General features: G+C 44.6%; 21 protein-coding genes. 16 read left to right on the top strand and 5 right to left on the bottom strand.

All coding sequences use genetic code 11. The features are described from left to right. Window positions 1–597 precede the first annotated feature (597 nt). A complete protein-coding gene (locus tag G519_RS50325) occupies window positions 598–765 on the bottom strand; it encodes a hypothetical protein (protein ID WP_154669594.1) in 168 nt (55 codons plus the stop codon). 295 nt (window positions 766–1060) lie between these two features. On the opposite strand from G519_RS50325, the gene G519_RS0120080 reads away from it, so the two are divergent. Then, window positions 1061–1630 carry a pyridoxamine 5'-phosphate oxidase family protein gene (locus tag G519_RS0120080; RefSeq protein WP_029196233.1) on the top strand — a complete coding sequence of 190 codons (570 nt, stop codon included), beginning with the start codon at window positions 1061–1063 and terminating at the stop codon, window positions 1628–1630. A gap of 12 nt (window positions 1631–1642) precedes the next feature. Here the strand turns inward: G519_RS0120080 and G519_RS0120075 are convergent, their stop codons facing one another. Then, window positions 1643–2035: an acyl-CoA thioesterase gene (locus G519_RS0120075; RefSeq protein WP_029196232.1), complete on the bottom strand. Its 393-nt coding sequence runs from the start codon at window positions 2033–2035 to the stop codon at window positions 1643–1645. Window positions 2036–2332: 297 nt separating this feature from the next. Between G519_RS0120075 and fumC the strand changes: the two genes are divergently transcribed. From fumC to G519_RS0120055, 3 genes are all read left to right on the top strand, one after another. Beyond that, the gene (gene fumC, locus G519_RS0120070; protein WP_036633464.1) at window positions 2333–3724 is read left to right on the top strand and encodes a class II fumarate hydratase; all 1392 of its coding nucleotides are present in this window, start codon (window positions 2333–2335) and stop codon (window positions 3722–3724) included. Window positions 3725–4277: 553 nt separating this feature from the next. Continuing rightward, window positions 4278–4877 (top strand): RNA polymerase sigma factor, encoded by a 600-nt coding sequence (locus tag G519_RS0120060; protein ID WP_029196230.1) that lies wholly within the window; start codon window positions 4278–4280, stop codon window positions 4875–4877. Continuing rightward, window positions 4849–5634: a DUF4367 domain-containing protein gene (locus tag G519_RS0120055; protein WP_029196229.1), complete on the top strand. Its 786-nt coding sequence runs from the start codon at window positions 4849–4851 to the stop codon at window positions 5632–5634. Before G519_RS0120060 ends, G519_RS0120055 begins: the two co-directional genes overlap by 29 nt. An 82-nt stretch (window positions 5635–5716) precedes the next feature. Here the strand turns inward: G519_RS0120055 and G519_RS0120050 are convergent, their stop codons facing one another. Beyond that, window positions 5717–6067, bottom strand: a complete 351-nt coding sequence (locus G519_RS0120050; RefSeq protein ID WP_029196228.1) for a hypothetical protein — start codon at window positions 6065–6067, stop codon at window positions 5717–5719. Window positions 6068–6583: 516 nt separating this feature from the next. Between G519_RS0120050 and G519_RS0120045 the strand changes: the two genes are divergently transcribed. The 8 genes from G519_RS0120045 (at window position 6584) to dgoD (ending at window position 16103) form a co-directional block, all read left to right on the top strand. Next, window positions 6584–7216: a hypothetical protein gene (locus G519_RS0120045; protein WP_029196227.1), complete on the top strand. Its 633-nt coding sequence runs from the start codon at window positions 6584–6586 to the stop codon at window positions 7214–7216. Between the two features lie 71 nt (window positions 7217–7287). Next, window positions 7288–7935 (top strand): hypothetical protein, encoded by a 648-nt coding sequence (locus tag G519_RS0120040; protein WP_029196226.1) that lies wholly within the window; start codon window positions 7288–7290, stop codon window positions 7933–7935. Between the two features lie 320 nt (window positions 7936–8255). Beyond that, window positions 8256–9599 (top strand): ABC transporter substrate-binding protein, encoded by a 1344-nt coding sequence (locus tag G519_RS0120035; RefSeq protein WP_029196225.1) that lies wholly within the window; start codon window positions 8256–8258, stop codon window positions 9597–9599. A gap of 96 nt (window positions 9600–9695) precedes the next feature. Continuing rightward, window positions 9696–10580 carry a carbohydrate ABC transporter permease gene (locus G519_RS0120030; RefSeq protein ID WP_029196224.1) on the top strand — a complete coding sequence of 295 codons (885 nt, stop codon included), beginning with the start codon at window positions 9696–9698 and terminating at the stop codon, window positions 10578–10580. Continuing rightward, a complete protein-coding gene (locus tag G519_RS0120025; RefSeq protein WP_029196223.1) occupies window positions 10577–11392 on the top strand; it encodes a carbohydrate ABC transporter permease in 816 nt (271 codons plus the stop codon). The genes G519_RS0120030 and G519_RS0120025 overlap by 4 nt, the downstream gene beginning before the upstream one ends. A gap of 113 nt (window positions 11393–11505) precedes the next feature. Further along, window positions 11506–13260, top strand: coding sequence for a sensor histidine kinase (locus G519_RS0120020; protein ID WP_029196222.1), 1755 nt, complete (start codon window positions 11506–11508; stop codon window positions 13258–13260). Further along, complete coding sequence (locus G519_RS0120015; protein ID WP_029196221.1) at window positions 13257–14873, top strand: response regulator; 1617 nt, start codon at window positions 13257–13259, stop codon at window positions 14871–14873. Before G519_RS0120020 ends, G519_RS0120015 begins: the two co-directional genes overlap by 4 nt. An 81-nt stretch (window positions 14874–14954) precedes the next feature. Next, on the top strand, window positions 14955–16103 hold the full coding sequence (gene dgoD, locus G519_RS0120010) for a galactonate dehydratase (RefSeq protein WP_029196220.1): 1149 nt from the start codon (window positions 14955–14957) through the stop codon (window positions 16101–16103). Window positions 16104–16367: 264 nt separating this feature from the next. Here dgoD and G519_RS0120005 read toward each other — a convergent pair whose 3' ends face one another. Together G519_RS0120005 and G519_RS43745 are read right to left on the bottom strand one after the other, a co-directional pair. Further along, on the bottom strand, window positions 16368–16781 hold the full coding sequence (locus G519_RS0120005) for a hypothetical protein (RefSeq protein WP_029196219.1): 414 nt from the start codon (window positions 16779–16781) through the stop codon (window positions 16368–16370). Between the two features lie 68 nt (window positions 16782–16849). Continuing rightward, window positions 16850–17278 (bottom strand): YtxH domain-containing protein, encoded by a 429-nt coding sequence (locus G519_RS43745; protein ID WP_051253529.1) that lies wholly within the window; start codon window positions 17276–17278, stop codon window positions 16850–16852. Between the two features lie 263 nt (window positions 17279–17541). Here G519_RS43745 and G519_RS0119995 point away from each other — a divergent pair, with 263 nt between their 5' ends. The 4 genes from G519_RS0119995 to glgD all read left to right on the top strand — a co-directional run bounded on the left by G519_RS0119995 (window position 17542) and on the right by glgD (window position 23244). Further along, window positions 17542–18675 carry a PP2C family protein-serine/threonine phosphatase gene (locus G519_RS0119995; RefSeq protein WP_029196218.1) on the top strand — a complete coding sequence of 378 codons (1134 nt, stop codon included), beginning with the start codon at window positions 17542–17544 and terminating at the stop codon, window positions 18673–18675. A gap of 176 nt (window positions 18676–18851) precedes the next feature. Then, window positions 18852–20756, top strand: coding sequence for a 1,4-alpha-glucan branching protein GlgB (glgB, locus tag G519_RS0119990; protein WP_036633458.1), 1905 nt, complete (start codon window positions 18852–18854; stop codon window positions 20754–20756). A 7-nt stretch (window positions 20757–20763) separates the two neighbouring features. Further along, a complete protein-coding gene (locus G519_RS0119985; protein ID WP_051253528.1) occupies window positions 20764–21948 on the top strand; it encodes a glucose-1-phosphate adenylyltransferase in 1185 nt (394 codons plus the stop codon). Window positions 21949–22089: 141 nt separating this feature from the next. Then, window positions 22090–23244 carry a glucose-1-phosphate adenylyltransferase subunit GlgD gene (gene glgD, locus G519_RS0119980; protein WP_161632937.1) on the top strand — a complete coding sequence of 385 codons (1155 nt, stop codon included), beginning with the start codon at window positions 22090–22092 and terminating at the stop codon, window positions 23242–23244. The last annotated feature ends 16 nt before the right edge of the window (window positions 23245–23260 follow it).

The raw sequence follows: 23260 nt of genomic DNA, 5'->3' as shown, positions 1-23260 counted from the left end.
TAGGTCTTGCAGGGAAAACAGGCTTTGCTGCCGAATCAAATACATTAGGAGAACTCCCTTCTCTTCTAGTGTTTGGTGGTACTTACACTTTCGATTAGATGGGGAGGTTCTCCTTTTTGCATCCGCCAGAAACCCTTATCTGGCGTGGGTTTTGAATTGTGAAACTTACTCCTAGAGACTCTTATTGGCGGAGAGTAATCAGGTGGAGTAGAGGAAGCGAGGAATAGTACAAAAAGGAGTAGAGATGTAGAAGGATGCAGGGTTCAGCTGTCTGAGGGCAGATGGAAAAGTAAAAGTGTGTAGAAGTGTATTGCAAATGTGAAGTACATCAGCAGAAGTTTGGAGAAGTGGTGTATCTCAAGGTGGGTGCAGAAGTTGAAGGCTAGAAGAATGGGCTGCAAGTGTGGCGAAATGGAGTAGTTAAAGCGCCCTAATGCTCGAAATTAGCAGCAGGGTTCACTCAGTTCATCCGCCTATCCTCCTTTAATACCAAAAAAGAGCTCTTCCCCGGTCTCAATAGACCAGCAGGAATTGCTCTTTTTATAGTACTTATCTAACGATGTTAATTCTTAACCATCTAAAGTGATTAGCGGCAGACTACTCCTGTGAGGACGTTTCTTCATTGGCACTGGAGTTTGTTGCTGTACCTTGGAGCATGGAGTTTAACTCTTCCAATTTTTGTTTAGATTCGCTATCTTCCGCGTTGGCCTGTGCGGCATTAATGCCATGGCTCACCACATCATCACTGCTGTTGGTCGTTGACATTTGAAATCACCTCCTCTAAGTTTCAGTTGATTAGGTAAGGATAAGTTGGCAACTTAACTTACTCGGCATCAACCCTGACAAACGTACTCGTCCGGAAGGACAGCGTTGGCCGTTTATCTTTGACTAACTAAGTATGTCTCAATTTTCCAGTAAACATACAGGCCGTTTATTTAATATTAGAATGCTGCAGCTAACAATCATAGGTAAAGACTATAAATGATGTCTATTTTAACTATTTCACAAATATCGTAAGGGAGAGCATAATAGAAGAAAATGGAAAGGCGATGAGTCGCGTATGGGGAAATCTTTCGAATCGCTGCTGCCAGAGCATGAAGCATTTATCGCGAAACAGCACATTTTCTTTGTGGGGTCGGCACCGCTATCGGCGGAAGGGCACGTTAATCTTTCTCCGAAGGGTCATGATGTGCTGCGTATTTTATCAGCGAATGAAGTGGCTTATTTGGACTTAACGGGGAGCGGGAATGAGACAAGTGCGCATCTGGAGGAGAATGGACGAATTACGTTGATGTTCACGGCCGTAGAAGGACCTCCAATGATACTGCGCCTGTACGGGAAGGGGCAAGTTGTTTTGCCAGGGACCCCAGAGTGGGAGAAACTGTCTCCGCGCTTTACGCTGCTGCCTGGAGCTCGGCAAATCATCGTCGTCCAGGTCCATGAAGTCAAAACATCATGCGGTTACAGTGTTCCCTTTTATACCTATGAAGGAGAGCGGAATACCCTGCAGAATTGGGCGACGAAACAAGGCGAGCAAGGGCTGAATGACTATTGGCAAGAAAAAAACGTAACAAGCATGGACGGACTGCTGACGACAATCGGTCAAAAGTTATCCACAGACACTGTCTAAGATCGCATTTATTTATGTAAAATGCTTCCGCAACGCCTCCGGCGCTTCTCGGCTTTTACGCGTCGTGCTGTCCATCGTTACGCTGGTCACAAGGGCATCAGCACAGAGCTCGCCTTGCTTGTTGAAAATCTCTTGCTTCAGCACAAAGCTGGAGCGTCCCATTTTGTCAGGGCGGCAGGTGACGGTGAGTTGATCTCCTTGTTTGCATTCTTTTTTATAATTGATGGAGATGTTCACGGTGACGGTTTGAATTCCCATCGCGCCAAAGGTTTCATAGGATAGCTGGGACTGCTCATACCATTCCTCGCGCCCCCATTCCAGGTACTCCAAATATTTGGCATTATTGACGTGTCCATTCACATCAATTTCCGTTGATCTGACGATAATATCCAGTTTGGATTCCAAGAAAATGAGCTCCTTCTTTCCACCTGACATGGGCAGGTGTTTTTGTTCGTAGATAAGAAAGTATAAGTTTTATTACACTTCGCGTCATCAGTCTTGACAAACGCGCTCGTCCCTGAAGGACGACGGAGTCGTTTATCCTTGATTATAGCTCGTCTAGGGGTGTGAAAACCAGCAAATGGCTCATACTGCGCCATAATGTGGGTAGACTATGGCTTGCGTGTTTGATGTTGTCAGTAGATTGGTTAATTTATTTTATCTGCATTTGCATATGAAGCTAGGACCAGGAGGCGGTACATAATGGCGAAAGATTATCGCGTTGAAAAGGATACGATGGGTGAAATTAGAGTACCTGTGGATAAGTTATGGGGGGCTCAGACGCAGCGGAGCTTTGAGAATTTCAAGATTGGCACGGAGCGGATGCCGGTGCGGCTGATTGGGGCTTTTGCCTTGTTGAAAAAGGCCGCCGCGCAAGTGAACCGCGAGCTTGCCGGGTTAACTCCGGAGAAGGCGGAGGCGATTTCGCGGGCGGCCGATGAAATCGTGGAAGGCCGCTGGAACGACGAGTTCCCGCTCGTCGTCTGGCAGACGGGCAGCGGGACGCAGTCGAACATGAACGTCAACGAGGTGATTGCTCACCGAGGCAGCGAACTGCTGGGGGATGGCGGGGAACGCATACATCCCAATGATGATGTGAATCGTTCGCAAAGCTCAAACGATACATTCCCTACCGCGATGCATGTCGCTGGCGTCATCGCGGTGGAGGAGGAGCTTTTGCCTGCGCTGGAGCTTTTGCAGGCTACGCTCCACAGCAAGATGACGGCTTTCGCCGACATCGTGAAGATCGGCCGCACCCACCTGCAGGACGCTACCCCGCTGACGCTGGGGCAGGAGATTAGCGGCTGGTGGGCGATGCTGGAGCAGACGGCGCGCATGGTGCGCAGCAGCGTTGATACGATGCGCGAGCTGGCGATCGGCGGCACCGCCGTCGGCACCGGGCTGAACGCGCATCCCGAGTTCGGCGCGCGCGTCGCCGAAGCTTTGTCTCGCGAGACGGGCACACGCTTCGTCTCGGCCGAGAACAAATATCATGCGCTGACCAGCCATGATCAGATCGTATACGCCCACGGCGCGCTGAAGGCGTTGGCGGCGAACTTAATGAAGATAGCCAATGACGTGCGGTGGCTATCGAGCGGTCCCCGCTGCGGGATCGGTGAAATCACGATCCCGGAGAACGAGCCCGGCAGCTCGATCATGCCGGGCAAGGTCAACCCCACGCAGAGCGAAGCGATGACGATGGTCGTTTGCCAAGTGATGGGCAACGATGCGGCCATCGGTTTCGCCGCCAGTCAGGGCAACTTCGAGCTGAACGTGTTCAAGCCCGTGATCATACACAACTTCCTGCAGTCCGTGCGGCTGCTGGCTGATAGCATGCGCTCGTTCAACGATAACTGTCTCGTTGGCATGGAGCCGAATCGAGAGGTGATTCAGCGCAATCTTGAGCAATCCCTTATGCTGGTTACAGCGCTCAACCCGTATATCGGGTATGAGAAAGCAGCCAGCATCGCGAAGCAAGCCCACAAAGAAGGGCTGACACTGAAGGAGTCAGCCGTGCGCAGCGGCTACTTAACGGCTGAGCAGTTTGACAGCTATGTACGTCCGGAAGACATGGTGCATCCGAAGGCAACGTGAAGAGCTATGGGGGAGACGGAGGGAGTGTCTCCACCACAAAAGAGGTTGAGCCGCAGTTTAAGACTGCAGCTCAACCTCTTTTTGTACCTGTGTTCGGTGAGGAAGTCAATGAGGGCCTAAAATGGTTTTAAGTATCATGCGTTGATGAGAATTAACGCAACCTCGAAGAACGAGCTCAAGTTCATCTTTTTCTTTTTCATAGTTCACCGAGCAAAGCTAGCTAATTTCTCCGGATCTTCTTCAACTGCTGCGATGGCGCGAAGCATGTCCTTAGATGAGACACCCATAATATCTGAAACCACAGACCCAAGCTTGATATTTGCTTCTTCAACACTTTTTGAATCCGATTATGTTGTATAGCTCGTTCTTCAATGATGCTTCGGCGATAACGAACTAACTCTCGAAGTTCAGTTCGGGGATCCCTGATTGGGAATTTTAGTAAAATAAAAGGAATTGGCATTAATTAGTAGAAATATTAATGGGGTATAGGTAAAAAACTTTATTATTTTTTAAATGTACTTCAAATGAATAGGAGAGATAACTTATCAGAACTATGACAATTGAGGAGATGTTTAGTTTATTCCGAAGTGACGTTTATAAACTTAACTCAAGTATCCAAAGGACATTATTTATTACCTTTCGTGATTTTGTATATAAAAAAATCTACTTCATGACAAGGGATCATGAGATGACTGAAGATGTGATTCAAGAATCTTTTATTAAAGCACTTCGAGCGGGTCCACGATTAAAACAAGATTCAAATCTTCGAGCATGGGTTAGTCAAATTTCAAGAAACACGACTTATGACTTTATAAGGTCTACACAAAAATATAGTGAAAATATTCATCTTGAATTTGTTATGAATAGTAACGAATCTGACCTTATATCCCAAGAAGTAGTAGAGAGGTCTGTTGAGACATTAATTCGTAATGAAACCTTACTTGAGGCTATCCAGGAGTTAAAGTATGAGTATCGTATTGCCCTCCTGCTATATTACATTGAGGAATTATCATATAAGGAAATCATAAAGGAACTTGGTATATCACACGATGTTCTCATGAAGAGATTATCAAGAGCTAGAATTATGCTTGCCCAAGTATTTATAAACAAGTGGGGTGATGGTAATGAATCCGCATACAGAAAAACTATCTGATTCAGAGCTAAAACAAGCAGTTAAATCAGCTTATGATGATATAACGATTCCGGGTGGGACTTTAGCATGGGAAAGAATGCAAGAGAAGATCTCGGTGCAAAGTAAAAAACGAAGACAATATACTCAAACATTACGTTTTGGAATTGCTGTTGTAATAGTTACCCTGGTAATTGGGCTTGTAATTCCAACATCGAGTGCTTTCGCATTTCAAAAACTATTTACTATAGTCAAAAAAGCACAAAATGGTGTAGTCCAAGTGCTGTATGGCACACAAAAAAACAATATCCAAGGTGCTCGAACAGTACCACCTCCGGGCTACGATGCAGTAAGAATAAATGAGAATTCAGATCAAATTGTTCAGCCTTTAGTAACTTCACTTGAAGAGGCTAATAAAAAACTCTCATTTCATATTGCAGTACCTAGCATATTGCCGGCTAACTATAATATGGAACGAGTGAAGTTATTCCCTGATGATGACAAAGAATATCATTATGTATTGGTAGAATACCGAAAGAACGATGAGTTCATTTTATTGTCAGAAAAAAAACTTATTGAGAAAAGCACAGGTTGGAAGTCAACGATTACTGAGACCGCTGGTCGAATAGTACCTGTTGAAGTTGGTGGGTATGAGGGAATACTCATCGAATACACAGAGGGGGGAGCAAGAATAGAGTGGTTAAAGGATAACATTCTATTTGAAATTTACGGTAAATTAAACGGAGACGAAATGCTTGAATTAGCCCAATCATTAAAATAGTTTAAGATTATATGAAGAAAACCAGCTAGATCATTAAACTTAGCGGGTTTTCTTCATGTATTTTAATTTCAATCGTATTTGATTATTTTATTAAGATTGAACTAGAATAACGAATTCCTTGTTCCATAATTCTGTCCTTCACAGTCCAATGGACGGATTGAACTCTATAATAATAACCTGAAGTAACAGCGAGCTGATAGGACACATAAATGCTGATGTTGTTAGAATTAGTAGCGTCACTACTAGTGTATACATCTAACCAAGAAGACCCATCCCATTTTTGAATAATAGTTCTTACACCGATAGTATCAACATATTTAGTTGCATTTGTTTGTCCATTTACCCGAATCGTCCCACCTCCTAAATCTGTAATAGCTCCACCACCACTCTCGAGGTCCTTGAAACCAGGATCGAAGGATGTTTGAGGTGACACACCAACAGTGGATTCCCCTCATTGGCAGCAACATAACTTACTCCTAACGATAACAACATAATGAATGCCATCATGAATACTGTAAATGTTCTAGTTGATCTCATTCCTTTTATCCTCTTTTCTATATTCATTAGTAATTGCTCGTAATATGAAACGTTGAAAGAGAATAAATCCTGACACTATTTTCAAAATTACCCAAAAATATTTTATTTTAGATTCGTGTCAGAATACATTCACTCATCACGTTTATATATGTATAGGAGTAATTGGAATAAACTACCAATGACCTTCTTCTTTGAATGGTGGCCACCATCAAATAAAAACATTCTTTTTTGAAATGAACAGCTAAGTTGAGTTTTCTGGATCGTGTTACTTGTTGTTATCAACGACTATCATCTGAGGAACATGGGCCTAACATCTTTGTTCTATAACGGATAAACCGATCAGGAAACAAACACTAAACGCCGCTAGTCTGGTTTTTTTCTATAAATTTAAAAAAGAAAGAAGGTATCTAAAATGAAGGTGAAAATGGCCTTGCTTTCCATTACTTTACTATTATCATTACCCTTAAGTGCAAACGCTGCAAGAAACATTAATGTGGTGACAAGTCCAGCGACCGAAACTACAGTAAATGGCATACCCGAATCACAGCTAATGACTACACAGGATGTCACGATCGGACCTTATTTCGATTCTTATACTCCAAATTCGAATTCAACAGTTCTAAAATTTAAGAAAATCGCTTCTTATTCGCATGATAACAGCCGAAATAGTACTGAATTCCCTATGGAAGTGTCAATTACTTACTCAACAAGTCAGGGTTCGGAATGGTCAGGGAGCATAAGCTTTACTGGGGAGATTAAGGCTGGTATCTTCGCCAAGTTAGGCGCGACAATTGGAGGAGGTTATAAGGACGCTCGTTCAACCAATGAGGCTGTTGGTATAAAGGGTGGTCCTCTAAAAGTGCCTGCATATAAATGGGGATATATCGATATGTGGTATAAAGGACAAGCCACAGGAGGATTGCTACGAACATACACGCAAAATACAGCAGATCTGTCAGTAAAATACTACAAGGATACTTTAATTAACGCAACGGTTTTCAAAAGTGATTATGTTGATGTTCACTCTGAAGCTTGGACTAATTAATTAGCAATAGTAAATAGGGTCAGCTCTAAGTTGGCCCTTTTTTTAACAAAGAAAGAGGGAGAGTAAAATTGATGAAGAAAATTATATCCACAAAAAATGGATTATTAATAATTTTACTAATAAGTATAATTGGCTGTAGTAAAGATAATAGGGAGATTGCTAATGTTAATAATGATATATTATCCTATGAGCAATTTAAAGAAACATTCATTGAATTAAAATCCACATTTAATCCATCACCAAATTTCACTAGGATCACACCTGATGATCTCGTTGTAAGAACTACTTCATTTCCGGATAATAACATTGATTCTAGGAAAGCAGATGTTAATAATAATAATATAAAATATCCTTCTCGATATGAAACTTACTATAAATCGGAAACTTCTGATCTATTTATAAAAGTAAACTTTGTTTACTTACCGCAAAATAATAATTCTTCATTTCTTTCAATAAATACGATAAGCAATATTGATAACTCAAATATTATAGAAAAGTACCGTGACATTAATAGGCCACTCATTGATGAATACTTTATAACTTTAAAAGGGATGCTAATCATTATTAATTTTATTGACAATTCAGATATTAAGGATAATGAAGACGATAAATACAAAAAATTTATTAAAGAAGAACTGGATTTTTACAAATCCTTCGAGAAAAATTTACTTGAAAGCTCTAAAAACAATCATGGCTTTTCCTCTGAAACCCCGAGATAACATGAATATAAATCAGTTAACACTAAGAAAATGTTTCGACAGAAATAGAAATGTGCCGTTTTATTCGGTGTATAAATATGTATGAGCAAGACAGTCTACGGAGACCAATAGACATTTAGGTGTCTTTTTACGTTTCCGTGGACTTTTTTTTCCAAAAATGTTCTTGTCATTCTGTCGCAGAGACCCATCCCCACACACCTTTTCCCTTCACATGTAGTTATACATGTTTAATTTTCGTTATATCAACAGAATATACAAATCAAGTAATCTTAAAGATGTAAGCACATACATTTCAGATTACCTGGGAGGTCACATATCAGATGAAAAAATCATTGAAACAATGGGTCGGTGTTGGAACGACGGTTATCATGGCAGCAACGGTTGTTGCAGGATGCGGAAGCACGCCGGAGACATCGAAACAGCCAGCAGCTTCACCAGGCGCAACCGCAGCTAATGCGAAGCCTTTTGCAGGAAAGACGATTTCTTTAGTAGCAGCGAACCATCCTTGGGCGGAGGCAATCAAGCCTTTGCTTCCAGACTTCGAGAAGGAAACGGGCATTAAGGTTAACGTGGAGAGCTTCTTCGAGGATCAACTGACGCAAAAATTAACGGTACAATTTACATCCGGTTCTGCGACACCAGACGTTTTCATGTATCGTCCGCTGCAAGAAGGAAAATTATTCTATAAAAACGGTTGGCTTCAACCGCTTGATGATTACGCTCAAAAAGCGAAGAATTATGACTTTGCCGATTTCGCTAAATCCGCTGTTGGTTCCACAACGGTTGATGCGAAGCTAGCTGGTATTCCGATCATCACGGAACAAGAAATTTTGTACTATCGCAAGGATTTGCTGCAAAAAGCTGGCATTGCTGTGCCTAAAACATTAGACGAGCTGCAAGCTGCGGTGAAGAAGCTGCATGATCCAAAAAACGAAATGTACGGCTTTGTAGCTAGGGGCCAACGTTCTCCGCTAGTTACGCAAGTTTCTTCCTTCTTATATTCCGAAGGTGCAGACTTCACGAATGGCGATAAAGCAGCCATTAACACGCCAGAAGCGATCAAAGCATTTACAACATACGGCACTTTACTTAAGGATTATGCGCCTCCAGGCGTACTCAATATGTCTTGGCCGCAAGCTTTCGGTATTTTCGCTCAAGGGAAAGTTGCTTTCTTAACGGATGCGAACTCGCTGTACCAAAATGCGATAGATCCAGCGAAGTCCCAAGTCGCCGATAAAGTTGGTTTTGCTGTTATGCCAGCAGGTAAAGCAGGATCTAAGCCTTACAGTATTACATCTTGGGGTCTTGCGATGAATGCCAAATCGGGTAACAAAGATGCGACTTGGGCATTCATTGAATGGGCGACAAGCAAAGATATCGTGTTGAAAACACAGCAAAAAGGGAACCCAGGCGCTCGCGCATCGGTATGGGATAAACCAGAAGGTACGACAGGCTTCCCAGCTGATCTTGTTCCTATCATTAAAGAAAGCTCCAAAAACGGTGTTGACCACGACCGTCCAACAGTAATTAGTGTAGGTGAAGCTCGTGATGCCGTTGGTGAAATCGTACAAAAATTAATGACTGGTGAAACGAACATTCAGCCAGTAGCAGACAAAGCGAATGCAGCTTTGCAAGCGATTATGGATAAAGATAAAACGAAATAAATACAGCACGATTGGTAGCAAATGAGGGTCATCTCAAGTGGCCCTCTTCACCCTTTGCATAAGGGTACAATTTCATCAGGAAGGGTGAATGAAGTCATGCAATACAGTTGGTTTAACCGCAATTTAAAATGGATTTATACACTTCCGGCGGTCATCTTCGTCCTGTTGATGATGCTTTTTCCAATCATCTATACATTCCGAATCAGCTTCTACGAGTGGAGCATGTCCGCAACTACGCCGCCACTCTTTGTAGGACTGTCGAATTATATTGCACTATTCAAAGATGAGCGCTTTTGGCATGCAACAGGTTCAACGTTCTACTTCACGATCATGGCCCTTGGGCTTGAGCTTGTCCTTGGTATCGCGATTGCCTTGCTGCTGTCGAGGGAATTCAAAGGCAAGAACCTCGTAAAAACGGTATTCCTGCTGCCCATGGTAGCAACACCGGTAGCTATGGGCTTGGTGTGGATGCTCATCTATGAGCCGACCATCGGGATAGCGAATATGATGCTCAAATCGATGGGCTTGAAGCCCTTACTATGGCTTGCTTCACCTAATCAGGTTATACCTTCTCTGGTTATTGTAGACGTCTGGCAATGGACACCGATGATTGCCCTCATTATTATGGCAGGCTTAGCTACACTGCCAACGGATCCTTATGAGGCGGCAGATGTGGACGGAGCAACGGCATGGAGAAAATTCGTTTCCATTACGCTGCCCTTGCTGAAACCTACGATCATTGTAGCGGCGATGCTACGATTAATTGATGTGTTGAAGACGTTCGATATTATTTATGCGACAACACAAGGCGGACCGAATTTTGCTTCAGAGACATTGAACTTGTATGGTTATGTGCTCGGTTTCCAATACTTTAAGCTGGGTATGGCTTCATCGTTACTTGTAATCTTCTTTGCTCTGGTGATGGGACTGACTTTATTTATGATATGGATGCGCAAACGATTGGAGGGAACCTCATCATGAAGCCAAAGAAGGGCTTAAAATTTATACTGACTCTGCTAACGTTCCTAGTCCTAATCGCTTTTGGTTTTCCATTTATCTGGATGTTATTGGCTTCTTTTAAGACACAATCACAGATTTTATCGACGGGCAATATCTTCTTTTTCAAACCGACTTTTCATAACTATGTCAGTGTATTCAAAGAGTACAATTTCCTGAAGTTTATTTGGAATAGTTTCCTTGTTGCAGCTGGTTCAACGCTTTTATCTCTCATTCTAGGTCTTCCGGCAGCATATGCCATTGCAAGACATCACCTTCACAAGCTGGGGCTTCTCATCTTAGTTGCGAGAATTATTCCGGGAATCACATTCTTGATTCCTTGGTTCATCCTGTTCTCCAAGATCCATTTGGTAGACACGTATACAGCACTAATTCTTAGTCATATGCTCGTTGGATTACCATTTATTATTTGGATTATGATTTCTTTTTTCGAGGCGCTTCCTACGGAAATCGAAGAATCAGGACTTATCGATGGATGTACGCATCATCAAGTGTTTCTGCGCATTATTTTGCCTATCTCAGGACCAGGTGTTATTACAGCATCGCTGCTCTCCTTCATCTTTTCGTGGAACAATTTCATGTTCTCGGTTATCTTGGCAGGGGACAAAACAAAAACGTTACCGATCGCTGTGTTTAACTTTATGTCCTATTCCGAAATCAACTGGGGTGCGCTGATGGCTGCGGCCTGCATCATTACACTTCCAGTTCTGATCATTGCTTTAGTGTCCCAACGCTACGTGGTAAGCGGACTTTCTGCTGGTGCAGTTAAAGGCTAATAACGAAGGCATAACGATTCGAGGGTAGTCGTCGCCTTTTCTTTGGATGACTTCTCTCGTATAGTTAACTCTAAGTTAGAAAGCTTAGCAGAAGCATGGAAGGTGAACCCAGCGTGCCGTATAAACTTAATATTTTCAGCAAAATTCTCATTCTATTGGTTCTACTCCTTATCCCTATTGTGCTGCTCTACAGCTATACGAATCGGATAACGAATAACGTTGTTCAAGACCAGATTCAGTCATCGAATTTAAACCAGCTGTCTTTCTTCATGCATCAATTGGATGCGGACGTGGAGCGATTAGCGATGTCTCCCGTTATTCTCGGCAGCGACCCTTACATAAGGGAATTTATTGACAGGAATGAGTCGCCTGATTATGACATGCTGAAAGAACAGTCGCGTATTATACAGAAGCTTAGCCTCCAAAGTGTCTCCAGCGGATGGGTGAATGAACTGACCATTGCGATTCCACACGGGAAGCAAGTGTTGTCTTCCAGTATTTTTGTGAATGGGACCGATACTTGGCCTTGGGATAGCCCGATTAAGCGAACATGGACGTATGAGGAACGCAAGGGGGACAATGGGGTTGGGTCGTTCATTAGGGAAATTAGTGAGCCGATTCGTGCTCAGGTTGCCAGTCAATCTAACGTGTTGTATCAAGTAAGGTTCAGCGCGCAGAATATGATTCAACTGCTGGATGTGTACAAGCAAGATAAACGAAGCGATCCTTTTTTGGTTGATGGGCAAAATAGGGCGATTTACAACAGCACGTCGAATCCGTCGATTACGCATACAATTCATGACAAATTGGCTGGTCAAGGCTTACCGCTTACCGGCCAAGTTCAATTTGAAATCGCCAATCAGCAATATTTGATCAGCATTGTCAAATCGGAACAGTTGGGTTGGTACTTGGTGGATTATGTACCTGTGCAGAAGATACTTTCTCCGATTACGATGACGCGTAAATTGTTTTACGTTTCTATTGGTTTGCTGCTTGTGATGAGTATTCTGGCTTCTTTCTTGCTGTATCGCAACGTGCAAATTCCGATTGGCAAGATGATTCAAAGTGTACAGCAAGTGAAGCGAGGCGATTTATCGGCTCGGATCGCATATAGAGCCAAAAATGAATTTGATTTCCTCATCCAGCGATTTAATGAGATGGCCGAGCAAATTCAAGTGCTTGTAGAGGATGTTTATGCGGAGAAGATCCGTTCACGTGAAGCAACCTTGAAGCAGCTGCAATCGCAGATTCACCCGCATTTTCTGTATAATTCCTTGTTCTTCATTATCAATTCAGCAGAGATGGAAGACAAAGAATCGGTCGTCGCCATGTCGCAGAATTTGGCTGAGTTTTACCGTTACACGACTAGAGTGGAAAATCAAAGCGTGCGGCTGCAAGAAGAACTGGATTTGGTAGGTCATTATTTAACGATTCAGAATCTCCGCATACACCGATTGAGATATGAGATCAATGTGCCGGATGAGATGCTTAACGAGAGGGTTCCCCGACTTATTTTGCAGCCGCTAGTAGAGAATGCCATTGTCCATGGGATTGAGCGCAGCGCAGAGGGCGATTTAATCACGATTACGGGTGAGCAGAAAGACGGATGGAATCGGTTGACTGTTGAAGATAACGGCGTAGGGCTTGATGAAGCGGGACTAGATAAGCTGCTTAAACAGCTGAAAGTTCCAATATCCGATGAGATTGGTTGTGGAACATGGAATGTTCACCACCGTTTGTATTATCAGTTCGGGGAGGGCTCCGGACTTACTTTTGAACGCGTAAATGACGGAGGTTTAAGGGCAGTGCTGACTTGGAAACATAATTCCCAGGAGAGTGATCTAGCCACAGAGGTGATAAAACGATGATTCAACTGTTGATTGTCGATGACGAGGCGCATGTCGTGGATCGGCTTCAGTCTACGATTGACTGGGCATCTATCGGGATTGAGCAGGTTTTTAAGGCTTATTCGGGTAAAGAAGCGCTGGAGCTGCTCGAGCAAATGTCGATTGATATCGTGATTACGGACATTCAGATGCCAGGTATCTCCGGCTTGCAATTGATTGCCGAGATTAACCGTCGATGGGCGAAGACCAAGTGTATTCTTCTGTCCGGATACTCGGATTTCAACTATGCCAAAGAAGCGATTCTACAAGGCTCAGAGGATTATTTGCTCAAGCCGGTTACTGAACAAGCTTTACTGGCTACGGTCAGCCGGGTGATGGAAAAGCTGCAGAAGGAATGGGAAGCCGTCATCTCTACACAGCGTCTTACGTATACATTCAAGGAAAACCTCCCTTTACTTCGAGGGAATTTATTGAATGATTTACTTCAAGGGCACAAAATATCGGAGCAGTCACTTCGAGAAAAAATGCAGATTCTAGAGCTCCCTGATTACCACGAGCATGCTTGTGTATTGATGATGGTTCGGTTGGAATCGAATTTTCTGGAATATGATACCGGTCATTTATCGTTAATGGAATATGCGATTAGCAATATGGCCCACGAACTATTTGCAGAGAAATTCGATAGCTGGCATGCGAAGGATGCTCACGATTATTTGGTATTCGTAATGAAGCATAAGCAGGAGACACCTGACAAGGAAGATGCTGCTTGGCTGGAACGTACGGCAGCCGATCTCCAATCAGCGGTAAACAATTATTTGAAAGGCAAAATTTCCATCCTCCTGAGCAGTTGGGGCGAGTTCCCGGTCGAAATAAAGGCGCTGTACAATAGCTCGCTTAGCGCCTTTCGCAAACGTATCGGGAGTGAGCACGAGCTGTTCATGCGGCTTGGCGATGAATCTATTCTGACCGAACTATCAGCCTTGCAAAGGCTATATGAGCCGCCAACGCTCAATCACTTACTGGAAGCCGCAAGATGGGAAGATACCGAGGAAAAGCTGTCTCAGATTTTCGATGAAATGGAAGTCAGATTCTCCGAATCTCAGGAACATCTATTAGAGGTTTATTTCTCGATTGCATCTGCATTTGCTTATATTGCACATAAGAATGGCCGGCAGCTGCATCAGCTCATTGGCGGAGATTACGACCGGATGATGGAAGGTATACCGTTTCGTACGGTGAACCAGCTGCGTGAATGGTCGATTCGCTCTTTGAGGCGCATGAAGGAGGATATGGATCAAGAAAGGCAAGATAGCCGAGCAACGCTGATCAAGGATATCAGGTCGTTCATCGATCAGCATCTGGCTAGCGACGTCTCCTTACAATCGATTGCCGATCATGTGTACATGCATCCGGTGTATGTATCGAAGATCTACAAACTTGAAACGGGTGAGAATTTAAGCGACTACGTCAATCATGCACGGATGGATAAAGCCGCTTATCTGCTGAAGAATGGTCAGGATAAGATTTATGAAATCGCCACACAGCTTGGCTATCAGCGCCCGCATTCCTTTAACCATGCGTTCAAGAAGCATTACGGCATGACTCCGCAAGAGTACCGAGATCAATATTCATAGCGAACAAATCATCGTTGATTGGTGAGAGGAGTTTGGACTCGCACGGCGAATTTCAACAGGGAATAGAGGAGGACGATGATCATGAAAATTACGAAGCTGGAACTGTTTAAGGTGCCGCCAAGATGGTTATTTCTGAAAATCGAAACGGATGAAGGCATTACGGGATGGGGAGAGCCTGTCGTTGAGGGCAAAGCGGATACAGTTGCTGCCGCGGTGATGGAAATGAGCGATCATATCATTGGCAAGGATCCGATGCGGATCGAGGATATGTTTCAGGTGCTGTACCGCGGGGGCTTCTACCGCGGAGGGCCGATCTTGACAAGTGCTATCTCAGGCATTGAGCAAGCGCTCTGGGACATTAAGGGCAAATTCTACAATGCGCCCGTCTATGATCTGCTCGGCGGCGCTTGCCGCGACAAGACGCGCGTCTATTCGTGGATCGGCGGGGACCGCCCGAGCGACGTAGGCCAAGCGGCCAAGCAGCAGGTCGCAGCTGGATTTACGGCGGTGAAAATGAACGCCACCGAAGAAATGCACTACATCGACTCCATCAGCAAAGTGGATGAAGCGATTGCGCGCATTGCCGCTGTGCGCGAAGCCGTCGGCAAAGACGTTGGAATCGGCATCGATTTCCACGGCCGCGTGCACAAATCGATGGCCAAAATCATCGTCAAGGAACTAGAGCCGTACCGGCCTATGTTCATTGAGGAACCTGTTTTGCCTGAGAATAATGAAGCGCTCAAAGAGATCGCTCGTTATACCTCGTGTCCGATTGCCACGGGCGAGCGGATGTATACACGCTGGGGCTTCAAAGAGCTGCTGGCCCAAGGCATCGTGGACATTATCCAACCCGATCTTTCCCATGCTGGAGGCATCTTGGAAACACGCAAAATCGCCGCGATGGCGGAAGCCTACGATATTGCAATTGCGCCGCATTGTCCGTTAGGCCCGATTGCTTTGGCAGCATGTCTACAGCTGGATACGTGTTCTCCGAATGCCTTCATTCAGGAGCAAAGTCTCGGCATTCACTACAATCAAGGCAGTGACTTGCTCGATTATTTGAAAGATCCTTCTGTGTTTAAGTATGAAGATGGCTTCGTAGCCAACCTGACTGCTCCTGGTCTAGGCATCGAGATCAATGAAGATAAAGTAAGAGAGATGGCTGCAATTGGTCATAATTGGAAAAATCCAGTTTGGCGCCAAGCCGATGGTACGGTAGCCGAGTGGTAAGTGGAACAACAGGAAAGAGCAAGAAAGAGCCTGAAACAGTAGGAATGAGCCTCAACTCCATTTTCATGGAATTGAGGCTCTTTTTGTTTTTGTATAGGAAATTATGGTTTTCGCGGTCTGTGAATAAGGTGCTTAATCTGCATGGACGCGCGGGATGATCTGCCGAGAAGTCGATTTCCGACTTCTCAAACTCAGTTGGCGGGCATCGGCTCGCATAGCTCTGGCAGTAAGCGCGTTTTTCGCGCTTATTTGTTTATCCTTGAGCTACTGAATCGGATCAGGAACCATATTCTTTTCAAGCAGTTCGCTATTCGTCTTCATATGTTTCATTTCATTTCCCAACTTCTTCATTTCATCCATATCCTGCGCCATGGAGTCATTGTTGGCTTCTGCCAAGGATCTGCCTGCTGAGCCGTTACAGAGCCGTTCTAATTCGATTAATTTATCCAGAGCTGTCCGGCGAACTTGCAGAGGAACGAATTCGTTCTCCTGAAAGTCGGCTTCATGGAAGTGTACAGTTGTATTCCCTTGCTCAGAGGTGAATGTGGTTAACGTAAGCGGGTAAGAGGCTGATGTCGCATCGTTATAAATATCGAATTTATAGACCGATTTCTCGGTGTACTCAATACGTTCTAACCCCAGGTCTGTTAACTGTTGATGGAGTGTGCTTTTATCCATTGTAATTCCTCCTTTCAAGCATGCGTCAAATCGTACGCCGTCCTTGCGAATCTATATGATGTGTACCCTTAATGTTGATTGTTCTGGTAATTCGATTTGACAGCCTGTAAAGACTCAGCTACGAGCTGTTTGCTTTCCTTGGCCTTATCAACAGCCTCTGATGCTTGATGGCTAACGGTGTTGGCAATATCCTTCGTTTTCTCGCTGACTGCTGATGCAGCTTCCTGCGTCTTCTCACTAACAATCTCACTAACAACTGACGCGATATCCTGTGTTTTGTCACTTACGGTTGAGATAATATCCTGTGTTTTCTGACCTACAGCGGAAGCCAATTGGCTTGTTTTATCATTGAACGTGCGATACGTATTCGACAAGTCTTCACGCAGCTCCGACCCTGCTTTAGGGGCTAATAACAATGAGGTTATCGCGCCTACAGCGCCGCCGATTACTAAACCTAACAATAGTCCGCCTTTGTTTGTTCCGACTGCTTCACTCATGAGTCATCTCTCCTTTAGTTTGGGTGTTGTGGTGTTGTCATGCTTCCTACTAAGATGTAACCTTCTTTGTCCCATTTGAAACACAAAAAGCTCGTTTTTATTTCCGTTTCCTTATATTAGCAAGGAAATCCAAGCATCTTTATGATTGAATTTTTTTCAAATGGGTAGTAGATAAAATAAACGCTTCAACGTGTTTGATGAAAAATTATGATAAACTACGATGAGGGTTTCCGTTAACTTTTACCCGAAAGGGGTTTGAAGCCATGAGTATTGTGATAGTAGACGATAACGCGACGAATTTACTTATTATTGAAAAAATCCTGCTGAAAGCCGGCTACACCGATTTAGTCATGGTGTCTTCTGCCAGAGAGCTGTATCATTTATTAGAGAAGGATTCACCAAGCACGGCCGAGGTGCCGGTTGATTTGATTCTGATGGATATGATGATGCCGGAAATTGATGGGGTGGAAGCTTGCCGAACGGTTCAAGCCGATGAAAGGTTCCGAGATATTCCGATTATTTTCGTAACGGCGATGGGGGATTCCAATAAGCTGGCTGAAGCGCTGGATGCCGGGGCACTGGATTATGTGATGAAGCCGATTAATAAGGTGGAGCTGCTTGCTCGCATTCGATCAACGCTTCGCTTGAAATATGAAAAGGATTGGCACAAAGAACGGGACAAGCGGATTAAGTATGAGCTCGATTTGGCCAAACAAGTACAGCTTAGTGTTCTGAGTAGTCCCATTAAGGATGAGCATATCCAAATCTCAGCGGTCTATAAGCCGTCCTCTGAGCTGGCGGGTGACTTCTATGCCTGGTATCCGATTGGACCGAATCGGCATGGGATTATTTTGCTGGATATGATGGGGCACGGCATTTCGTCTTCGCTTGTCTGCATGTACATTTATTCCGCATTGAAGGATACCATCACGAACATTTGTGATCCGGAAGGCGTGATGCGTGAGCTGAATGGGCGGATGAACCAGCTGCATCAATCCGATAACCTAATTAATTACTATTTTACGGCGATTTATATGGTCTTGGACACGGAACGGCACACGATTGAGTATGTGAATGCCGGACATCCTGCAGGCATCGCGCTTCTGGATGGTGAAGTGAAATTGCTGACGGAGGGCTGTTGTGCTCTTGGTTTTTTTGAGGGGATTGAGATTACGAAAGGTGTTATTCCTTATGAGAAGGAAGCCCGAATTGTCTTGTTCACAGACGGTCTCTCGGAATGGCTCGATGATGAGCAGGAGGACGGCATCGCCAAAATCATGGGAAGCTTGAAGGAAACGACGACGCACGATCCCGATGGCTTGGTTGAGCGTATTTATCCGTATGCGAAAACCGGTTCTCCGCAGGACGATATGTGCTTGGTTATGATAACGACTTAGTCGTTAGCGATGAAAAACATCGTCTCAGCCGGCAGAGCGGTGAAGGTTGATTTATATCTATAACAAACGCACAAGTTTTATCCCAAATGGGGTATAAAACTTGTGCGTTTGTTGTTTCAATAGACACGCAGACGTGTAATAAGAAGTAGTAGTCCAACAAGTTGGGAGGAATTGGAATGACGACATTGGCATCGGAAGCCAGTTCAGACGCTTTATATTTGTTGCATGAGGGTACGCAGTATCAAAGTTATCATTTTCTGGGTTCCCATTTGGAAGAGCGCAGCGGTCAGAGGGGAGTTAACTTCGCCGTATGGGCGCCAAATGCCAAGCAGGTTAACGTTTCAGGCAGCTTCAATGGATGGAATGGCAGCAATCACCAGATGTCGCTAGCAGATGGCGTATGGACGCTGTTCATTCCGGAACTCGGTGAAGGCACGCTATATAAATATGAAATTGTCACATTGGACGATGAATGCTATCTAAAATCAGATCCGTATGCCTTTCATTCCGAGCTTAGACCCGGAACGGCTTCCATTGTTTCCTCATTGGAAGGTTATGAATGGCAGGACGAGGAGTGGCTGGCGAACAATACGTCCAACCAATTCCTACAACAACCGCTCCTTATCTATGAGGTTCATTTGGGCAGCTGGAAGCGCAAGGAAGATGGCGGATTCTACAGTTATGTGGAATTAGCTGAAGAGCTGGTCGATTATGTGCAGGAACGGGGCTATACCCATATTGAGCTGATGCCATTAGAGGAACATCCGCTGGATACGTCTTGGGGCTATCAGGTAACCAGTTATTTCTCGGTGACGAGCCGGTTTGGATCGCCGAAGGACTTCATGTACTTCGTAGACCGCTGTCATCAAAAGGGGATTGGGGTCATCATGGACTGGGTGCCCGCACATTTCTGCAAAGACGCTCACGGCTTGACCCGATTCGATGGGACACCGCTCTATGAGTATGCGGACATTCGAAAAGGTGAACATCCTACTTGGGGGACACAGGTATTCGATTATGCGAAGCCCGAGGTTCTTAGTTTCTTAATCTCCAATGCCCTATTTTGGATGGATGTCTATCATGTGGACGGGTTAAGAGTGGATGCGGTTTATAGCATATTATCGCTGAATTTTGATCGGGAAGAAGAGGATCGGATTGTGAATGAACAGGGCGGCGAGGAGAATCTCGAAGGAATTGCCTTCCTCCAGAAGCTGAATGCCGTCGTATTCTCGAGATATCCCAATGCCCTGATGATGGCAGAGGATACGAGCTCTTATCCAGGCGTAACCGCGCCCGTCGAGAATGGCGGACTAGGCTTTAATTACAAATGGAATTTAGGATTTACGTGGAACACACTTGCATATATGAAGAAAAATCAGGAAGAGCGCAGCAGTCAGGAAGATCAATTGACGAATTCGCTGATAAATGCTTGGGATGAAAATTATATTCTCCCCTATGCGCATGATGAAGTGGTTCACTCCAGCAAGTCCCTTCTCGGTAAAATGTCAGGTGACGACAACTGGCAGCGGTTCGCTAACCTGCGAGTGCTTTACACTTATATGATGGGACATCCGGGTAAAAAGCTGCTTTTTATGGGAAATGAATTCGGTCAGATCGATGATTGGAATTCGGAAGCTTCGCTGGAATGGGATTTATTGGAATTCGAAGAACATCAGCAATTTGAGCATTTTGTGAAAAAGATGAATCACTTCTACATAGCGGAGAGAGCCTTATGGGAGTTGGATTATGAACCGAGCGGCTTCGAACCGATTCATGCTGAGGATAAAAGCGATGGTCTTGTGACTTTCGTTCGAAAAGCGGAAAACGGCGATGAACAGCTCGTCATCCTTTGTAATTTCAAGCCTGAAGCTCATGAGGGGTATCGATTAGGGGTGATGAGGCCCGGTCGTTATCAGGAGGTCTTTAACAGTGATAGGCAAGAATTCGGTGGATCGGGCGTGACGAACGACGGTACGCTAGTCTCCGAAGAGTGGGCATGTCAGGATTGTCCAAACAGCATAATGGTATCGATACCTCCCCTTGCAGCCATCGTACTCAAATATATTCCTTCGGAAGGATGAGATGACTATGAAAAAGCAGGAATGTGTAGCCATGCTATTAGCTGGCGGCGAAGGTACTAGATTGGGTCCTTTAACTAAAAATATCGCTAAACCGGCTGTTCATTTTGGCGGAAAATATAGAATTATCGACTTTACCTTGAGCAATTGCCGTAATTCAGGTATGAATACGGTTGGTGTGTTAACGCAGTACAAGCCTGCTGTTTTGCATGCTCATATTGGCAATGGGGAAGCCTGGGACATGGCTAGTGAAAGCGGCGGAATCTCCATTCTGGAAAGGCAAATTGGCGCACCGAATGCTTATTCGGGGACAGCGGATGCCATTTATCAAAATATGTCCTATCTTCGTGCACATGATCCAAGCTACGTGTTAATTATTTCTGGCGACCATATTTATCATATGGATTACAGAGCTATGCTCGAGCATCATAAAGCTTCTGGTGCTGATGCAACATTGTCGGTTACGCCAGTGAGATGGGAAGAGGCAAGCCGGTTTGGCATTATGAGCACGGACGAGCATCAATGGATTACCGGATTTGCTGAGAAACCGCTCAAACCTAGTAGCAATCTGGCTTCCATGGGTGTTTATATATTTAATTGGGATGTGCTGAAGGCATGTCTGGAACAAGATGCGAGAGATATGACGTCTAGACATGATTTTGGTCATGATATTATACCCGGACTGTTGGCTGCAGGGGCACATTTATCCGCTTATTCTTATGAAGGATATTGGAAAGATGTCGGTACGATCGAAGGCCTATGGGAATCCCATATGGATTTACTTGGATATACACCAAGGCTGCAATTGGATCAAGATACATGGCCGGTGCTGACCCAAGAACGTGATCTTCCGAAAAGCCATGTCTCACTAGTTGCCAGAGTGAACAATGCGATGATAGGAGATGGCGCAGCCATTTATGGTAATGTAAGTCATTCCGTTCTATTTGATGGCGTTAGGGTTGGTGAAAATAGTAGGGTCTTGAACAGTGTCATCATGCCGGGTGTACAGATTGGAAAAAATGCACTTATTCTTAATGCCGTTGTTGGTGAAGGATCTATTATCAAAGATGGAGCTATTGTTGGTAAGCCAGGAGGTGCAGAGATAACTGCCGTAGGTGAGAAAACAGTGGTAGGACGCCACTATCCAGCTGTGATACCAGCTAAGCTGACGGATACGAGACTGAATTTCGGCTAATTGGGCTTAGTCAATGCTTACGATGCAAGTCTTGCTAAAGCAAGACTCAGTTAATGCTTACGAAGCTAGTTTTGCTAACGCAAAACTCAGTCAATGCTTACGATGCAAGTCTTGCTAAAGCAAGACTCTGAGGAGGAGTGTATGATGAAAAATGTTCTTGGCATGATCAATCTCATGAATGAACAGGATGATTTATCAACGCTTACACGCAATCGTTGTGTCGCTGCAGTGCCTTTTGCCGGTCGGTATCGACTGGTCGATTTCGCGCTTTCCAATATGAGCAATTCCGGCATTCAGAAAGTCGTCGTTATGGCCAATTCGAAGGCGGATTCGCTGCTTGAACATGTGGGTGACGGGCACCACTGGGGGTTAGATGCTTCGGATGAAGGAGGAGTTTCTATCCTCCCGCCTTTCTCCCTATGGATTGATCCCGCGAGTGATACGCGAACCTTCGACCGTGGCGATCTCCTTCATTTATACAGTCATCTCGATTACTTAAAGTCGTGCACCGAGACCTATATATTACTTGCGCCTAGCAGTATTATTTATCGCTCTAATTTCGAAAATATGGTCGATTATCACCTCAGCAGCGGTGCGGAAATTACGGTCCTTTTTAAACATTTGACAGAGATTGACCGTCATGCGCATATTGGTCACGCTTACAATTTGGAGATGAATGGTCAAGGCCGCGTTATCAGCGCCTCTCCCACTTATCATGCTCTGCCTAGTCTAACTCCGCAAAATATCGATTTGGACACGATGGTTATGGAGCGGAAGCTGCTGATAGATCTCATTGAGAAGAGCTTGAAACGCGGGAGCGAGAGCTATTTGAAAGAGGTCATCTGGGCTCATCTGGCTGATATTCATGTACAAGGCTATGCCAATCATGGGTATATGGCGATTATGGATTCCATAGACAGTTACTATGTGCATAGTATGGATCTCCTGCAGCCTCAAGGCTGGAAGCAATTCATGATTAATCAAGAGTCTGTCTATACGCGAAAAGAGGAAGAACAAGAAACGGCCTGTAACCATGACGCGCTGATCCGCAATTCGTTCGTCGCTCATGGCTGCCGGATTGAAGGCTATGTGGAGAACAGCATCTTGTTTCCTGGTGTGACGGTCAGTAAAGGCGCCAGTGTTAAGAATAGCGTCATCATGCATGACTGTGCAATTGAAGCTAGCGTATATTTGGACAGGGTTATTTTGGACAAGCAGGTCGTCGTTGAGCATGGAGCCGTGTTATGCGGACAGTACGCACATCCTTTTGTGGCGGAGAAAAGTGAAGTGATCTAATCTAATCCAAAGGTGA

Source organism: Paenibacillus alginolyticus DSM 5050 = NBRC 15375 (assembly GCF_000422905.1).
GTDB lineage: Bacteria > Bacillota > Bacilli > Paenibacillales > NBRC-103111 > Paenibacillus_E > Paenibacillus_E alginolyticus.
The sequence above is the reverse complement of the archived record's forward strand: the minus strand, read 5'-3'. Positions and strand labels throughout refer to the sequence as shown.